The organism is Blautia sp. LMAG:89 (assembly GCF_008679485.1).
Classification (GTDB): Bacteria; Bacillota; Clostridia; order Lachnospirales; family Lachnospiraceae; genus Blautia_A; species Blautia_A fusiformis.
The window spans coordinates 88,182-104,294 of sequence record NZ_NANC01000004.1; the positions used below are offsets into that span (position 1 = coordinate 88,182).

15 protein-coding genes are annotated in these 16,113 nt (G+C 46.1%); 4 read left to right on the top strand and 11 right to left on the bottom strand.

What is annotated here, in order from left to right; all coding sequences use genetic code 11:
* Nucleotides 1-171: 171 nt before the first annotated feature.
* The 5 genes from CCC70_RS04420 to CCC70_RS04440 form a co-directional block, all read right to left on the bottom strand.
* On the bottom strand, nt 172-1,071 hold the full coding sequence (locus CCC70_RS04420; protein ID WP_015527022.1) for a LysR family transcriptional regulator: 900 nt from the start codon (nt 1,069-1,071) through the stop codon (nt 172-174).
* 78 nt (nt 1,072-1,149) lie between these two features.
* Nucleotides 1,150-1,821, bottom strand: a complete 672-nt coding sequence (locus CCC70_RS04425; RefSeq protein WP_270436853.1) for a YkgJ family cysteine cluster protein — start codon at nt 1,819-1,821, stop codon at nt 1,150-1,152.
* A complete protein-coding gene (locus CCC70_RS04430) occupies nt 1,821-2,201 on the bottom strand; it encodes a DUF6483 family protein (RefSeq protein ID WP_270436854.1) in 381 nt (126 codons plus the stop codon). Before CCC70_RS04430 ends, CCC70_RS04425 begins: the two co-directional genes overlap by 1 nt.
* A 114-nt stretch (nt 2,202-2,315) precedes the next feature.
* Entirely contained in the window at nt 2,316-4,511 is a 2,196-nt protein-coding gene (locus CCC70_RS04435; RefSeq protein ID WP_270436855.1) for a DNA topoisomerase III, read from the bottom strand.
* A 153-nt stretch (nt 4,512-4,664) separates the two neighbouring features.
* Complete coding sequence (locus CCC70_RS04440; RefSeq protein ID WP_118752572.1) at nt 4,665-5,339, bottom strand: response regulator transcription factor; 675 nt, start codon at nt 5,337-5,339, stop codon at nt 4,665-4,667.
* A 180-nt stretch (nt 5,340-5,519) separates the two neighbouring features.
* On the opposite strand from CCC70_RS04440, the gene CCC70_RS04445 reads away from it, so the two are divergent.
* Together CCC70_RS04445 and CCC70_RS04450 are read left to right on the top strand one after the other, a co-directional pair.
* Entirely contained in the window at nt 5,520-6,452 is a 933-nt protein-coding gene (locus CCC70_RS04445) for a diacylglycerol/lipid kinase family protein (RefSeq protein ID WP_110102517.1), read from the top strand.
* A gap of 73 nt (nt 6,453-6,525) precedes the next feature.
* On the top strand, nt 6,526-7,215 hold the full coding sequence (locus CCC70_RS04450; protein WP_186582063.1) for a phosphatase PAP2 family protein: 690 nt from the start codon (nt 6,526-6,528) through the stop codon (nt 7,213-7,215).
* Between the two features lie 25 nt (nt 7,216-7,240).
* On the opposite strand, the gene CCC70_RS04455 is transcribed toward CCC70_RS04450, so the two are convergent.
* The 3 genes from CCC70_RS04455 to sfsA are packed head-to-tail and all read right to left on the bottom strand — an operon-like array spanning nt 7,241 to nt 10,002.
* Nucleotides 7,241-8,257 carry a glycosyltransferase family 2 protein gene (locus CCC70_RS04455; protein ID WP_287084351.1) on the bottom strand — a complete coding sequence of 339 codons (1,017 nt, stop codon included), beginning with the start codon at nt 8,255-8,257 and terminating at the stop codon, nt 7,241-7,243.
* Nucleotides 8,254-9,309 (bottom strand): A/G-specific adenine glycosylase, encoded by a 1,056-nt coding sequence (gene mutY, locus CCC70_RS04460; RefSeq protein WP_059085368.1) that lies wholly within the window; start codon nt 9,307-9,309, stop codon nt 8,254-8,256. Before mutY ends, CCC70_RS04455 begins: the two co-directional genes overlap by 4 nt.
* 12 nt (nt 9,310-9,321) lie before the next feature.
* Complete coding sequence (gene sfsA, locus CCC70_RS04465; protein WP_022426438.1) at nt 9,322-10,002, bottom strand: DNA/RNA nuclease SfsA; 681 nt, start codon at nt 10,000-10,002, stop codon at nt 9,322-9,324.
* 302 nt (nt 10,003-10,304) lie between these two features.
* Here sfsA and CCC70_RS04470 point away from each other — a divergent pair, with 302 nt between their 5' ends.
* Both CCC70_RS04470 and CCC70_RS04475 read left to right on the top strand, forming a co-directional pair.
* Nucleotides 10,305-10,925, top strand: a complete 621-nt coding sequence (locus CCC70_RS04470; RefSeq protein WP_129974537.1) for an HAD family hydrolase — start codon at nt 10,305-10,307, stop codon at nt 10,923-10,925.
* Nucleotides 10,926-10,927: 2 nt separating this feature from the next.
* Nucleotides 10,928-12,286, top strand: a complete 1,359-nt coding sequence (locus tag CCC70_RS04475) for an MATE family efflux transporter (protein ID WP_173722607.1) — start codon at nt 10,928-10,930, stop codon at nt 12,284-12,286.
* Between the two features lie 106 nt (nt 12,287-12,392).
* On the opposite strand, the gene CCC70_RS04480 is transcribed toward CCC70_RS04475, so the two are convergent.
* From CCC70_RS04480 to CCC70_RS04490, 3 genes are all read right to left on the bottom strand, one after another.
* Complete coding sequence (locus CCC70_RS04480) at nt 12,393-12,692, bottom strand: DUF3784 domain-containing protein (protein WP_015527011.1); 300 nt, start codon at nt 12,690-12,692, stop codon at nt 12,393-12,395.
* Between the two features lie 82 nt (nt 12,693-12,774).
* Nucleotides 12,775-14,409 (bottom strand): L,D-transpeptidase family protein, encoded by a 1,635-nt coding sequence (locus CCC70_RS04485; protein WP_021652284.1) that lies wholly within the window; start codon nt 14,407-14,409, stop codon nt 12,775-12,777.
* Nucleotides 14,410-14,535: 126 nt separating this feature from the next.
* Nucleotides 14,536-15,888: an MATE family efflux transporter gene (locus CCC70_RS04490; protein ID WP_129974539.1), complete on the bottom strand. Its 1,353-nt coding sequence runs from the start codon at nt 15,886-15,888 to the stop codon at nt 14,536-14,538.
* Nucleotides 15,889-16,113: the final 225 nt, after the last annotated feature.

Genomic DNA, 16,113 nt, shown 5'->3' on the forward strand with positions numbered 1-16,113 from the left:
ATTTTTAGGCACGGCAAAGATATCTGACGCAGGACTTCACGCTATGATGGACTGGATTGTTTGCAGTAATTTATGGAATTGCTATAGTATTCACGCCAGGATCTGTGTCAAAAAAATCTCCGCCCTATTACAGAAGCAGAGATTTTTTACAGAAATTTTATCACCAAGATTCTACTGTATCACTTCATAGATCCGGTAATGCTTGTATATATAATCCCGGAACTGTTCCACAAGCGCACTTGGATACCGGTTTTTCATCATTCCCATATATATATATCGACGGCAGTGAAGATTCTCGATATTTAAGATTTTCACAGGAAGTGTATGGATCACCGGTACATCCGGCACAATGCCTACACCAAATTCCTCCGCCACCATACCTGCCAGTGCACCATCCTCTTCTACCTCAAAGGCCGTCTCCGGTGAAAGTCCTTCTTTTTCGAAAAGCTCCCGGATCACAAAATACAATCCGCTTGCAGGGGTAAAGGTCACCTGCGGATACTGCCCCAGTTCTTTTATGGTCACTGAATTTCTGTCTGCAAGAGCATGGTTCTCAGGCACTACAGCCACCAGCTTTTCTTCTGACACCGGCACAAAGCTGATCTCCTTCTCTCCCTCTGCCCTGGAACAGAAGATCACGTCGAATTTCTCTTCCTTCAGACCACGGATCAGACTTCCGGTAGCTGCATTCTGAAAACGGAAATCAATCTTCTTCCCTTCCTGTTCATTAAGGAATCCTCGAACAAGCTCCGGGATAAATCTTCGTCCCTGGGTATGGATATACCCGATGGAAATACTTCCTCCCGGAATCCTTGCCGCTTCCTGTATCCTCTCCACACCAAGATTCAGTATATGTAAGGAGTCCTGCACATACTTCAGAAACATTTCCCCGTATTTGGTCATGGTCACATTTCTTCCATGGCGCTCAAAAAGGGGAACCTGCAGTTCCTTCTCAAGGTTGGAGATCGCATGACTCAGACTTGGCTGCGTAATATCCAGCCTCTTGGCTGCTCTGGTATAATTTTCGATCTGGGCAAGAGTCACAAAATATGTAAGCTGATTTAAGTTCATATGTAAAAAATCCTTTCTTCCCTCCGCATGAGAGACTTTCAGGCAGGTAAGCTCAGCTAACTCGCTGCCTGGTCTGTTTCACACCCCAAGACTCAGGAGCTCTTTTCCATCCGCAAGTCTCTCATAAAACTGCTCATAAAAATCCCGCTTCTCATCATAAGGCTTCCTGTAAAACTGGTTCACCACATACATGTTCAGATTTCGAATCAGATCACTGTCCTCGCTCTCATAGAGAACCGCCTGGACATCCAGAAGAAAATAATGCCAGTCACAGACAAATTTTTCGTAATTTCGAAAATCCGGAGTATCTACCCATTTCCGGACCTTGATCTTACTGCGGCTGGTCTTTTTGCACTCGTGGATCTGAAGGATGTATTTAAAACCACCGTCCTCATAGTATCTTCCCAGTGGGAACAAACGGCAGAAGCCCGGGCGGAAGCTGTGGATGGAGCATCTTCCGTTGCCATTCAGAAATACGCATCGTTCCTCTGCCCCTGTCATCCTAAGATGCGGCAGGATATTTCCGTCTGTGACGCCAAGCTCTATTTTTCCGGCAAGAAGCTGGTCCACACTTAAATGAAGTCCCTGGCTTAACCGCCATACATCCAGCGGATCCAGTACAACAGAATCTCCCATTCCCGTACAGCAGTCAAAACAGCCCTTACAGTCCTGACAGTCTGCCTTTACCATGTCATTTGCCTCATATAAACGGCCGTCGGAAATTTCCTCCAGGGTAACCTCCCGCCGCATCAGACAAGTGCCTCCAGTCCTGTGACTCCCCAGTCCTCAGCCAGGCTTTTCAACCCGTCCAGGATCTCCCCCCTGGAATAATCGTGATCATCCAGGTAATCTACATCCATATCATTGAGATACAGATAAAAGGTAAGGGCAAGCTCTAGATAATCCGGATCATCGTCCTCCATATTCATAAGCAGCTCATTTTCCGCTCCGTTGATGTCACCCTCATCAGCAAGTCCGATAACCTTCTTAAAAAGCCGGTCTGCCTCTGTATAATCTGCCTCTGCTGCGGGAAGTGTATACTGCGGCATATCTCCCTTAAGAAGAAGTCTTGTAATCAGTCTTGCGATATCCTGAATATTTCCTGACATTCTATCATCCTGTAATCCCATATCGTTTTCCTCTCTTTCTGCTGTCCTGTTCTGCCAGACACATTTCTCCGACCGACGTATCTGCATCCGGTCTTCCTCTCATCCGAACCCCGGATATTTGGACAGACAATTTATTTAATCCAGTTTAATTCCTGACAAAGCCTGTGCAAATGCATTGTTCACCGGCTCATTGGCCTCTTTCTGCTGTTTTTTAAGGTAACGCTGCACATCACGCTTATTTACTCCTGCACCTTCTTTGGCTCGTCTTGCCTGGAAGGATGAAAGCTTTTCCTTATAGCCACACTGACATACAAAGGTCTCTTCTTTTCCCTTCAGAAGCATCTCCATACGCTTATGGCATTTCGGACAGCGCGCATTGGTGGCTCTGGATACTGTCTCTCTGTATCCGCATTCCCGGTCCTCACACACCAGCATTTTTGCATTCTTTCCATTGACTGCCAGGAGATGTTTGCCGCAGTTAGGGCATTTCTTGTTTGTCATATTGTCATGGCGGAAGGTTCCCTGTCCGCTTTTGATCTCATTTACGATCTCGCAGGCATATTCACGGATTCCTGTGAGGAACTTATCCTGACGGAGCTTTCCGTTTGCAATATCACTGAGCTTCATCTCCCAGTCTGCGGTAAGCTCCGGCTTTTTCAGTTCTTCCGGAACCAGCTCCAGAAGCTGTTTCGCCTTGGAGGTAATGTATATCTCATTGCCTCTTTTTTCCATCATAAAGCTGTTGAAAAGCTTTTCAATAATATCGGCTCTTGTGGCCACCGTTCCAAGACCTCCGGTTTCGCCCAGTGTTTTCACTGCTTTTTTGTCGTGGCTTTCCATAAAGTGGATCGGATTCTCCATGGCTCCCAGCAGCGTGGCCTCTGTAAATCTTGCAGGAGGTTTTGTTTTGCCTGTTGTAAGAGCAGCTCCTTCCACAGTAAGTATCTGACCTTCCGTAAGCTCCGGAAGCTTCTGGTCTTTCAGCTTATCACCGGATTCCTCTTCTTCATCATCCTGCCAGCCGCCTTCATAAACCTCTCTCCACCCTGCACTTTTTACAATACGTCCGCTTGCAGCGAAAATTTCTCCTGCTGCAGTTCCCTCCATGTTTACCTGCTCATATACAGCCGGCGGATACAACACACTCAGAAAACGGCGTACTACCATATCGTAAATCTTCCGTTCCTCATTGGTCATATGATCCAGCTGTACAAACTGTTCTGTAGGAATGATGGCATGATGGTCACTGACTTTTTTGTCATCCACAAAGCCTGCACTGGTCTGGATCGGTTTATTGGCCAGCGCACCGGCAAGTTTACGATAAGGACCTGTCCCGCATGCCTGAAGACGTTCCTTAATGGTAGGAACTACATCTTTTCCTATATATCTGGAATCCGTTCTTGGGTAGGTAAGGACTTTGTGATTCTCATAGAGCCTCTGCATGATATTCAGAGTTTCCTTTGCAGAAAAGCCGTATTTCTGATTGGCTTCTCTCTGAAGAGTAGTCAGGTCATAAAGCCCCGGTGCATAGGTCTTCTTCGGCTTTCTGGAAACCTTTGTTATGGTAAGGCTGCTTTTTCCTGCCTTTGTCTGGATCTCCTGGGCACGCTCCTTCTTAAAGGTACGGAGGCTTCCGCTTTTTCCGTCACGCCAGGTCCAGCGTACATTTCCTGCCTGCAGAGTGATCCCGTAATAATCCTCCGGCTTAAATTCCCTGATCTCCTGCTCTCTTCTTGCGATCATGGCAAGGGTGGGGGTCTGCACACGTCCGCAGGAAAGCTGGGCATTATATTTACAGGTCAGTGCTCTGGTCCCGTTCATTCCCACCAGCCAGTCCGCCTCCGCCCTGGCCTGTGCCGCACGGTAAAGATCATCATAATCATGGCCGTTTTTAAGGTGGGCAAAGCCGTCGCGGATCGCTTTGTCCGTTACTGATGAGATCCACAGACGCTTAATAGGTTTATGGCAGTCTGCCTTTGCAAGGATCCACCTTGCTACCAGTTCTCCCTCACGTCCGGCATCTGTGGCAATGATGATCTCTCCGATATCCTTCCTGTAAAGCTGGGTTTTCACCGCATTGTACTGCTTGGAGGTCTGGCGTATCACCACCAGTTTCATTTTCTCCGGCATCATGGGGAGCGTGGAAAGCTCCCATTTGGTATATTTTTTATCGTATTCTTCCGGATCTGCCAGTGTTACCAGATGTCCCAGGGCCCAGGTCACTACATAGTCTTTTCCTTCCAGGGTTCCGTTCCCCTTCTGACTGCAGTGGAGGACTCTGGCAATGTCTCTGGCAACTGATGGCTTCTCCGCAATTACTAATGATTTCATATTTTTTTCTTTCACCTCTTACTATTTGGAGCCTGTTTTTCAGAGCTCCGGGGTTCAACTATTATAGCATGAAAAAAGCACTTCGTCCAGAAAAGGGCCGAAGCCTTTTTCCGTCGAAATGCTCTTTAATTTCATATTACTATCAGCAGCTGTTCATGCACATTTTCCGCTGATCTTATAGCCCACTCCACGAACTGTTTCCACCAGATCTCCTGCCGGGCCAAGCTTCTGGCGAAGGGTACGGATATGTACATCTACGGTTCTGCTTTCTCCGTCGAATTCATATCCCCAGATCTGATTTAAAAGCTGTGTCCTGGAAAGAACCGTACCACTGTTTTTCAGAAGGAGACAAAGCATCTCGTATTCTTTCAGTGTCAGATTCACAGGCTCCTGATCAACAGTTACCTCATGTCTTCCCGGACATACATAAAGATTTTCCATACGATACTCCTCTGCGCCATTGTCCTCTGCTCTCCGAAGAAGGGCACGTACCCTGGAGATCAGTTCCATCATGCGGAACGGCTTCGGAATGTAATCATCTGCACCGCTGTCCAGACCTACCACGGTATCAAACTCACTTCCTTTTGCAGTAAGCATGATCACCGGAAGTTTCCGCACATCCGGACGGATACGGATTTTTTTTAAAATAGACAGTCCGTCTTCCTCCGGAAGCATAATGTCCAGAAGCACCAGTGAAGGCAGTTCTTTTTCCAGCGCTTTCCAGAAAAGTGATGGCCGTTCAAAACCCTGTGCCTCCAGACCCTGACTGTTTAATGTATATACAACAAGTTCACGGATACTTTCATCATCTTCCACAAGATATATCATAATTTTCCTCCAGCTTCATTTTTCATCTGATACGTGCAAGTATAAAGTGCATTCGTAAAATCCAACATAGAAAAAAGGTTAAGTTTATGTAAAATATAGAAATCCTTAAGAAATTTTAATTTGTAAAAGCCTAACGTCAATGTTATGATAAAGCAGAGAGTTGTTTGGAGGTTTTTTATTATGTATTCTTTTATTGTGAATCCCAATTCAAGATCCGGTGAGGGACGTAATGTCTGGAACCGGCTTCGCAGCATCATGGAAAGTCAGGGGATCTCATATCAGTATTTTCTCACAGAATATGTGGGACACGCCACAGTACTGGCACGAAGGATCAGTGCCGCCGGAACACCGGAGGATCCGGTAACTCTGGTAACAGTAGGCGGTGACGGCACTATTTACGAAGTACTTACCGGGATCATTGATCTGTCTTCGGTTGTTTTCGGATTTATCCCGGTCGGGTCCGGCAACGATTTCTGCCGCAGTATGGGCCTGCCCTTTGATCCTTTTGAAGCGCTTCGCTCTATTCTTGAGAACAGACGGACCATTTTCATGGATGTTCCTGTTCTCCACCTTGGCAGCCATTCCTACCGTTTCGGCATCAGTGCAGGAATGGGCTACGATGCGGCAATCTGTCAGGAAGTCCTGATCACACCTGGCAAAAAATTTCTCAACCGTCTCCATATGGGTAAACTCATCTACCTTATGGTGGCACTGAAGCAATTTCTCTTCCTTACTCCGTCCCCGGTCACGATAACACTTGACGGAAACAAACCACAAACCTTCAGCAGGACTTGGTTTGCGGCTGTAATGAACCAGAAATATGAAGGCGGAGGCTTTAAATTCTGTCCAGACGCCAGTCCGGAGGATGGTTTACTGGATGTGATCGTTATTGAAGGAATCTCCAAGCTGAAAATGCTGTTCTGCCTGCCGAGCGCTCTCTGGGGAAAACATACCCGCATTCGCGGTGTACATATTTTACAGTGCAGGAACGTACATATTACAAGTGCCCATTCCCTTCCTGTGCATAAAGACGGAGAATCCGGCGGAATCCAGCGTGAATTTTCTGTGACCATTGAAAAGAAACCTTTAAAAATCATAATGCCTGTGTTATAGTAGCAGGTAGATACTTAACAAAAAAGAAGCTTAAGGCTGACATCAGCCATACCTCAAGAAAAGGAGCGGCAAAATGTTGAGTAAAATAAAAAAATACAGGCACGGTTTTATCATAGCGATCTATTTCGTTGCCTATCTTATCCTGTTTGGATATCTGGAGCAGCGGCCTGTACGAGCCTACCATGTTGTACATACTGTTTTTGATGATATGATCCCGTTCTGCGAGATTTTTATTATTCCGTACCTTTTATGGTTTCCATATGTGGTAATGACGGTTGTGTATTTCCTGTTTCGCAATAAGAATAAAAAGGAATATTTCCAGCTGATCTTCAACCTGATGATGGGAATGACGGTTTTCCTTGTTGTTTCCTACATCTATCCGAACGTTCAGTATCTCCGCCCTGCGGTATTCCCCAGAAGCAACATCTTTACACGACTGGTGGCTGAGATCTATCGGACAGATACTCCCACCAATATCCTGCCAAGTATCCATGTATTTAATTCCCTGGCTGTTTATTTTGCCATTCATCACTGCCAGGCACTAAAAGACAGGAAATGGCTTCAGCGAGGATCTCTGATCCTTTCTATTCTGATCATCCTGTCCACCATGTTTATCAAGCAGCATTCTGTGATCGATGTATGTCTTGGTACCACACTGGCACTGTTCGGACATCTCCTGTTCTATCCACAGAGAGTGGATGATTACGAGGAACAGCGTTCCCTATCCCATATGCGTAAGAAGAAGCCGGAACAGAATTTATAAAAAAAAGCCCCGTTGGGGGCTTTTTTTAATTAAATCCATAAAACTTCTGACAGATCTTATATGCTGCCACAAACATCTTTCTTCCACCTTTTCCGGGAAGATTGGACACTCTTCCGAAGAGACTTCTCCGAAGCTTCCGGTATAGTCCCATATTCTGGTCTTTGATGTAATCCTGCAGCTCCTGTTTTTTATCCAGGCATTCCTGCGTTGCAGCTCTTACCAGCATGATCGAAGAAACGGTTGTGATGATATCCAGATAGCTGAACATATAAGCACGAAGTCTGCGGTTGCTCACATTAGCCTTCAGATAGGCATCCACCATCAGTTTGTTTACACGGATCTGCTGATCGATACGCTTGATCATCACTTTCTCATTGACAGACTGATCATCTCTTCCAATAAAATATCGATAGAAATTTACATCCAGATAATAGAGATTTTTTACATAGGGAAGCGGCTCAAACGCAAACAGGTTATCTACGTAGAACGTATGCTTCGGAAGCTCCATTCCACAGTCATGGAGAAGTTTTGTACGGTATATCATGGAATGCATAAGGAGATACTGGCCTTTTTTCATGTGGCGTACCTCATCCCATCCGAAAATCTGGTTTGTCGGAAAACAGTGTCTGTACTGCATGACCTTTTTGCGGGTAGCTCCCTGCTTCTCATAAACGAAATTACTGATGAGAAGATCCACGGTCTCAGCCCCACGTGTCAGTTCATAAAGTGTTTTCAGGACCTCATAGTAGGCGTCCTGATTTACCCAGTCATCACTGTCCACAACCTTGAAATAAAGTCCTGTTGCGTTTTTGATTCCTGTGTTGACTGCCTGTCCATGGCCGCCATTTTCCTGATGTATGGCTTTTACGATAGTTGGATATTTCTCGGCATAATCATCTGCGATCTCGGCAGTACGGTCACTGGAGCCATCATCTACAATGATGATCTCCACTTCCTCTCCTCCGATCAGCAGGGAATTGATGCATTTTGACATATAAGCCTCTGAATTATAGCATGGTATTGCTACGCTCAAAAGTTTCATGAGTTTTCCTCCTTCATATATCTGGTGTATGCGCGAAACGCAGATGGTATTGCATATTTTTTATCGGATTCTCTCTTATCCACAAACAGGAACTCCCCCTGCGGTGCTTCTTCCAGAGAGGATACAGCGATACGATAAGCACACATCCTCCATTCAATATGGGAAAAAATGTGCTTCGCATCCGGCAGTGCTTCGATCCGCAGTGGTTCCAGCCCCATGGCTTTTACCCGGGCAAGTGCCGCCTTCTCCGTCAGATGTCCTTCCACATTTGGAAGTTCATAAAGGCCTGCCAGAAGTCCTGTATCCGGACGTTTACGGATCGCTGTACCTGCTCCGTCCTGGATCACAAGGACCGTTCGCTGTTCTATGGTGCGGGCTTTCTTCGGTGCTTTTACGGGAAGTTCTTCTACAGTTCCATGCTTTCTGGCAAGGCAAAAATGCCCCAGCGGGCATTCTTCGCACTTTGCTGCTCCGTTTGGAACACAGACTACAGCTCCCAGCTCCATCATAGCCTGGTTGAAATCCCCTGGTCTGTCCTCAGACATCTGCTCTGTAAGATCATTTTCCACCGATTTCCGTACAGACTGTTTCATGATATCTCCACGGTTTTCGGTGAGTCTTGCGTATACCCGCAGCACATTTCCATCTACTGCAGGGACTTTCTTTCCGTAGGCAATGGACGCAATGGCACCTGCCGTATATCTTCCTATTCCTTTTAACGAGAGAAGTGTCTCAAAATCCTCAGGGATCCTGCCTCCATATTCTTCCATGACCTGAACAGCCGCTTTCTGCATGTTGCGGACACGGCTGTAGTAGCCAAGGCCTTCCCACAGCTTGATGATCCTCTCTTCCGGTGCCGCCGCAAGGGCTGCTACATCCGGAAGTTCCTGGATAAAGCGCTGAAAATAAGGTTTCACCGCTTCCACTCGGGTCTGCTGGAGCATGATCTCAGATACCCAGGTATAATAGGCATTGTCTTTATCTCTCCAGGGCAGGATCCTTTTGTTTTTATCGTACCATTTCAGAAGGGGTTCTGCAATGTTTTCAGGCATATCGTTTCCTTTCTATAATCTTACCGGTATCGGATCACAGATCTTCATGGAATCTTCCGTGACAACACAGTCATAGGCCAGGATGTGAACACCGGCATCTGCTGCCGCCTTAAGTGTTTCTCCAAATTCCGGATGTGTCTCCCGATTTGGTTCAAAATACCTTACACCCTTCATCTGGATCACCAAAAGAAGATACGCCTCATAGCCGTCAGCTGCTGCATGCATCAGCTCACAAAGATGCTTGATCCCCCGTTCTGTAGGTGCGTCCGGAAAGCGCACGATATTATTTTCTTCCAGAGTGACGCCTTTTACCTCGATAAAAGCCTTTCGCTTCCCGGATTCCACATACAGGTCAAAACGGGAATTTCCGTATGTCTTTTCTCTCCTGACAGTCACTTTCTCTGGAAAAAGATTTCCGGCCGCCACCCACTCTTCTGCTGCTTTATTTGGGGCCTGGGAATCCATATTGATCCAGCGGCCCTCCTTGTTCACACTGATCAGATCGTATTTCGTTTTCCTGGCAGGATTATCACTCTTTTCCAGGATCACTTCTGCTTCCGGAACAAGAAGTTCCCGGCATCTGCCTGTATTCTTCACATGAACCGTTTCCAGCTGATCCCCGATCTGCACATGAGCGATAAAACGGTTAGGCCTGTCTTTGAATATACCTCTGATCGTATTCTTATAATTCATAGTTTTTCCCTCGTAACCCTTACTATAACATAAAATCTTCAAAAGCGCAGTTGCTTTTTTTTCTTTTCTCATATAGAATTGTTTTGATCACTGTTCACTGGTAATATTCCGCGAGGTGTTTTTTGTGAGCGAAGGTCACAGAAAACCCGAGACATACCGCACGAATTTATGCGATTAGCATAAATTCTGTGCATCGCGAAGCGTATTGCTGAGAACGGAGTGAACAGTAACTTGTTTTGTACTATGTCCAGTACAAAGGGTTGTTTTTTTTACATATCATAGTTTTTTGGGGAGGTTTTCTGATGGACAGTGTTATTTTTGATGTTGACGGTACGCTCTGGGATTCCACCGGGATCGTAGCTGAGGCCTGGAGTGATTACCTTATCCATACGGAGCACATGGATACCGACGTAAGCGCCAAACGACTGATGGGGCTTTTCGGCCAGCTGCTGCCGGATATCGCAAAGGCTCTTTTCCCTGAGCTTCCGGAAGCAGAACAGCTTCGTATCATCGACGGCTGCTGCCAGGCAGAGCACGAGGCACTGCTTCGCAAATGTGCTCCGCTGTATCCGGATCTTGAGAAAACACTGAAGATTCTTTCCAGCCGTTTTCCTCTTTTTATCGTCAGTAACTGCCAGGCCGGATATATTGAAGTGTTCCTGAAATCCACAGGCTTCGGACACTATTTCAAGGGCCATCTCTGTCCCGGTGACACCGGCATGGCCAAAGCGGAAAATATCATGAAGATCCGCGAGGATAATAATCTTTCCGATCCGGTTTATATCGGTGATACTATAGGAGACTTTAATGCCTGCCGGAAAGCAGGAGTTCCTTTTATCTTTGCTGAATACGGTTTCGGTCAGGTGGATAAACCGGATTACCGGATCACCAGGCCTTTTGACCTTACGGAGATATGCAGATGAGTATGAAAAAATCAAAATCCATAGACCTTACTTCCGGTCCGATCCTGAAAACGCTTTCAGAGCTTGCTCTTCCTATCATGGCATCTTCCCTTCTTGGAACTGCCTATAATATCACAGATATGGCCTGGATCGGGCTTCTGGGCTCCAAGGCAGTTGCCGGTGTCGGTGTAGGCGGCATGTATGTGTGGCTTTCCCAGGGACTGGTAGCCCTTCCGAGAATGGGCGGACAGGTAAACACAGCACAGTCCTGCGGCCGGAAGGATTATAAAGAGGCACGTTCCTACGCGGCCAGTGCCCTGCAGATGACCATTCTGTTCGGTCTCTTATTTTCTGCAGCAAGTATTATATTTCTTGATCCTCTGATCGGATTTTTTAATCTGACAGACCCGGAAGCATATTCTTCTGCCAGATCTTATATGCTGATCACCTGCGGACTGATCATTTTTTCCTTCCTGAACCTGACTCTCACCGGACTTTTTACAGCCCAGGGAGATTCCAGGTCTCCGCTGATGGCCAATTTTCTTGGACTTGTGGGAAATATGCTCCTGGATCCGCTCCTGATCCTTGGCATTGGACCTTTTCCACGGCTTGAAACGGCAGGTGCTGCCATTGCCACAGTAACTGCACAGTTCCTGGTTTTTGCAGTGCTGGTTTTCCGGATCTTTACTTCCGGGCTGGAAACAAATGTACTTCGTGAACTTCATCTTTTTTCACGTTTTCCGGGAAAATTTTATAAAAATATCTTCCGCATTGGTTTTCCAACCGCTATCCAGAGCATGCTCTACTGTATGATCTCCATGGTACTGACCAGAATGGTTTCCGCCTTCGGTGCTGCTGCCATTGCTGTCCAGCGTGTGGGCGGACAGATCGAATCCGTTTCCTGGAACACCGCGGACGGCTTTGCCTCTGCCTTAAATGCTTTTACCGCACAGAATTTCGGTGCAAAAAAATACGACCGCATCCGCCAGGGCTACCGTATTTCCTTTGGTATCCTGACAATCTGGGGTCTTATCATAACTGCAGCCTTTGTGCTGCTCCCACGCCCGATCTCCGGACTGTTTTTCCATGATCCGGAATCCCTTGGGATTTCTGTAAATTACCTGATCATCATCGGCTTCTGTGAGGCTTTCATGGCCATTGAGCTGATGACCATCGGTGCACTGTCCGGCCTTGGTATGACCAAGCTCTGCAGTATCATCAGTATTATCCTGACAGGGGCCAGAATCCCGCTTGCCATGCTGCTGACTCATGCGGGAATGGGACTTAATGGTATCTGGTGGGCACTTTCCCTTACTTCCATCGTAAAGGGAATCATCTTTACTCTGACATTCCGGCAGACCAGCCGAACGAAATTAAACTAAATACAGACAGAAAAACTCCCCGCGGATACCGGAGCCTGATCAGACAGGTTACCGTTTCACGGGGAGTTCTGCTTTTTTACCTAAAGGATAGTTCTGATACTTCTGATCATTTTTTGATACATTTTGTTCTGAGTACAAACAGAAATACCGCAAGTATCACAAACAGAATTACTACATAGGCGATCTTTGCTGCTACACTTGTGGTAAATGCGTCAACTCCTGTAGCCACTCCGATAAGTATCAGACAGATTCCTGAAACCTTTTCCATTTTTTTCTCATCATACTTCTGGGCTCTGGCCTGTGTGTTTCCGCCTTTCATAAAAAAGGAACCGTGTCCGGTAAAAAGCATAAATCCTACTACCAGTGCTGCGATTGTAAGTATAAAGCTGAATGACTGATCAAACATAATATTTTCCTCCTGCTAAAGAACAGGAGCCACACACCGGATCACCGGCTGGCTCCTGTTTGTTTTTTGACTACTGATCCGATCAATAGAAACAGACGATCGGAACATTATACTGGATAATGTTGTAAAGCTCTCCCGCTTTATCCGGCGGCATATTGATACAGCCGTGGGAACCTCCGGTTAGATACCGATCGCCTCCAAAATACGGCTGCCAGTCTGCATCATGGAATCCAATGCCTCCGTTAAACGGCATCCAGTAGGTTACCGGCTGTTCATAGGAATAGGTTCCGTCTGGTTTCTTGGTGCCACGTAGCACATCCGGGCTCTTCTTATAATACAAGGTGAAGATTCCAGGAGGTGTTTTTCTCTTCGGATCACTTGCAAGTCCGGATACGATATCTGATTCAAAGATCACATTTCCATCCTGATAATACCACATATACTGTTCTGTAAGGTCCACTTCAATGTAGGTATTTCCCAGATCATTCACACCATAAGAATTGGCTCTCATGGAATAAACCGGCTCTCTGGTCGTCTGAGCTCCGGACTGGATCTCCTGGGTAAGCTGTGCCACCTCTCCGTCCTGATCGATCTTCCAGCCATATGCAGAACCGGAAACCGAAACAGTTCTTCCGCTTGTTGTCTGGAACTGACGCTCTGTACCTACTGTATCATGATCCGCTGCAAGCTGTGCCACATAATCCACGATATGCTGTTTGAAGGATGCATCATCCTGGATCAGCTGGCCCTTTTCGTCAAACTGCAGCCAGTTCTTGATGGTGCTTCCATCAAGTGTTACTGTCTCATCTCCAAATGTGTAGGTGATGCTTGCCCTCGCAAAGTTATTATATGCATCCACCGTTGCCTGCAGATCTGCACTGTCGCTGGTCACATCTGCTTTCACATAAGCATCCGGGTTACTGCCAAGATCTACTTCCCCGTCATCGCTGCTGATAGCATCACTGATCATCTGATAGGCTTCTTTTACCTTCAGTTCACTTCCCACTGTCTCCGGCACGATCGTAAACTCGGAATCATTAAAGCTTACGTACGCATTCTCCGGTGCTACCTGATTCTCTTTCTGGGCACAGTTCAGTGCTTTCACTTCTGACTCCAGCTTTGACTTGTCAAAAGCTGTCTGCTCACTGGCTGTGTAAGTCGTCTTTTCAAAAAATCCTCTCACCCATTCATAGGGCTTCTGCGCTTTCAAAAGCTTCAGAACTTCACCACTGGATATATAACGATAACTGATATCCGTTCCTTCTATCGTCTGCGGTTCCTGATCTCTGGCCTTTACCTGGATGGAATAGCCTTCCATTTTTTTTGCGATCTCCTGCTCAACCTCATATGCAGTCCTGTTGGAGCTGTCGATCCCGTTAATCGTTGTGCCCTCAAAGAAATGACTGGTGTAATAATAAGATACTCCTGCATATGCACAGCCTGCCACTACCAAAACCATGGCGGCGATCATTCCAGTTACCTTCAGTGCCTTATGCTTTTTCTTTTCGGGTATAACAATAGGTTCAAATTCAGATTCATCGATAGGTACGTAGGTGATCTTCCTTGGCCTTGCTGATTTCGAAGGTCGTGCCGACTTGTGAGCAGCTGATCTGTTATTTTTATTTTCAGGCTGAGGCTCTCCTGCAGTATCACTGACGATCTTTGCCATGGCATCATTGATCCTGTCCTCGATATCCCTCTTTTCATCGTTGCTCATATTTATTCACCTCTATGTTCATGTGCCTTTAAAAAGGCATCTTTCCATTGATACTTTCTGGTCTTACTCACCAGCTTTTTCATTATATCATACTTTCCGGAAATTGCATCTCATTTCACGGTTTTTTTATAACTTATTTGTACCGTACAGCTTCCGCGCCATATCTTTCATAACATAGAAATACATTACCCAAAGGAGCACTGACGCAAAGATCCAGGCCACCGGACTTGCAAGACAGGTACCGATATAGCTGCTTTTTCCGGCTGCAACGGTAGCGGTGATCCCTCTTCCTGCAAGCTCAGCCACACCGGCCATCATAGGAAGAAGACCATATCCCATTCCCTGGATCCCGTTTCGCAGTACATTGACAAAATACAGAGGAATAAAAAACAGTGCCACACATTTTACATAGATTGCTACCATAGGAAGCACTTCTTCAATGTTATCTGAGATAAACAGATATGCAAAATATTTTCCCGCAAAGAACAGAAAACTACCAACAACAACAGAATATACAATTCCTATAAAATGCGAAGCCCGGAAGCCTTCCCGCACTCTCTCAAGCTTTCCGGCTCCGATATTCTGTGCATTGTAGGTAGCGCTGGCAGTTCCCTGTGCCACATATGCCTGGGTGAATATCTGCTCGATCTTACTTCCTGCTGTAAACGCCGCCACCGCATAAGAGCCAAGCATATTTAAGGCTGACTGTACCATCATGGTTCCGATCGCCGTAATGGAATACTGCAGTCCCATTGGGATTCCCACACCGATCTGCTTGGCTGCGAGGTTACATCTGAAATACCAGTCTTCTTTTTTCATACGGAGCTCCGGCACAAACTTCCAGATATATACCAGACATAAGACTCCGGAAACTCCCTGGGAAATAATGGTAGCCCAGGCTGCTCCAGGCGCTCCCAGCTTAAACACGATGATAAATACAAGGTCAAGCACAATATTCAGCATTGCAGATAAGATCAGAAAATACAGTGGTACCTTACTGTTTCCCAGTGCACGGAGGATACTGGCCAGGATATTATATAATGCCTGGGCAAAAATCCCTCCGCAGATGATCATAACGTAAGCATATGCATCCTTGAAAATATCATCCGGCGTATGCATAAATTTCAGAAGTGCATGCATACCTGTCATGCTGACTGCTGTCATCACTGCCGAGATCAGCGCTGTCAGGATCAGTGCATTTCCCACGGTCTGACGCATCTCATCCATTTTTCCCGCACCGTACTTCTGTGCAGTCAGTACGGTAAAACCGGCAGTAAGTCCCAGAAGAAAGCCTATGATCAAAAAGATGATAGTTCCTGTTGAGCCAACTGCCGCCAGTGCCTTTGTTCCTACAAATTTTCCTACAACCACCGCATCTACCATATTGTAGAACTGCTGAAATACATTACCAATAAATACCGGGATCGTAAATCCCAGGAGCACTTTTACCGGTTTTCCCTGTGTCATGTCTGTTTTCATGAAATCTTTTTTCCCCCCATTTAATTTGATCGTTCATAAACTTTGTGCTGCTTTTTGTTATTCTTTTTATTATTCTTTCTGTAACTTTACAGTTGCTCAAAAATTACCTGTTTTTATGTATCAGAGGGATTATAGTTGAAATGGAATGATTTTACAAGATGATTTTGAAAATTTTTTTCATGTGTGGAAACAGAAACAATCGGATGAAAAAATCCCGGCAGATCC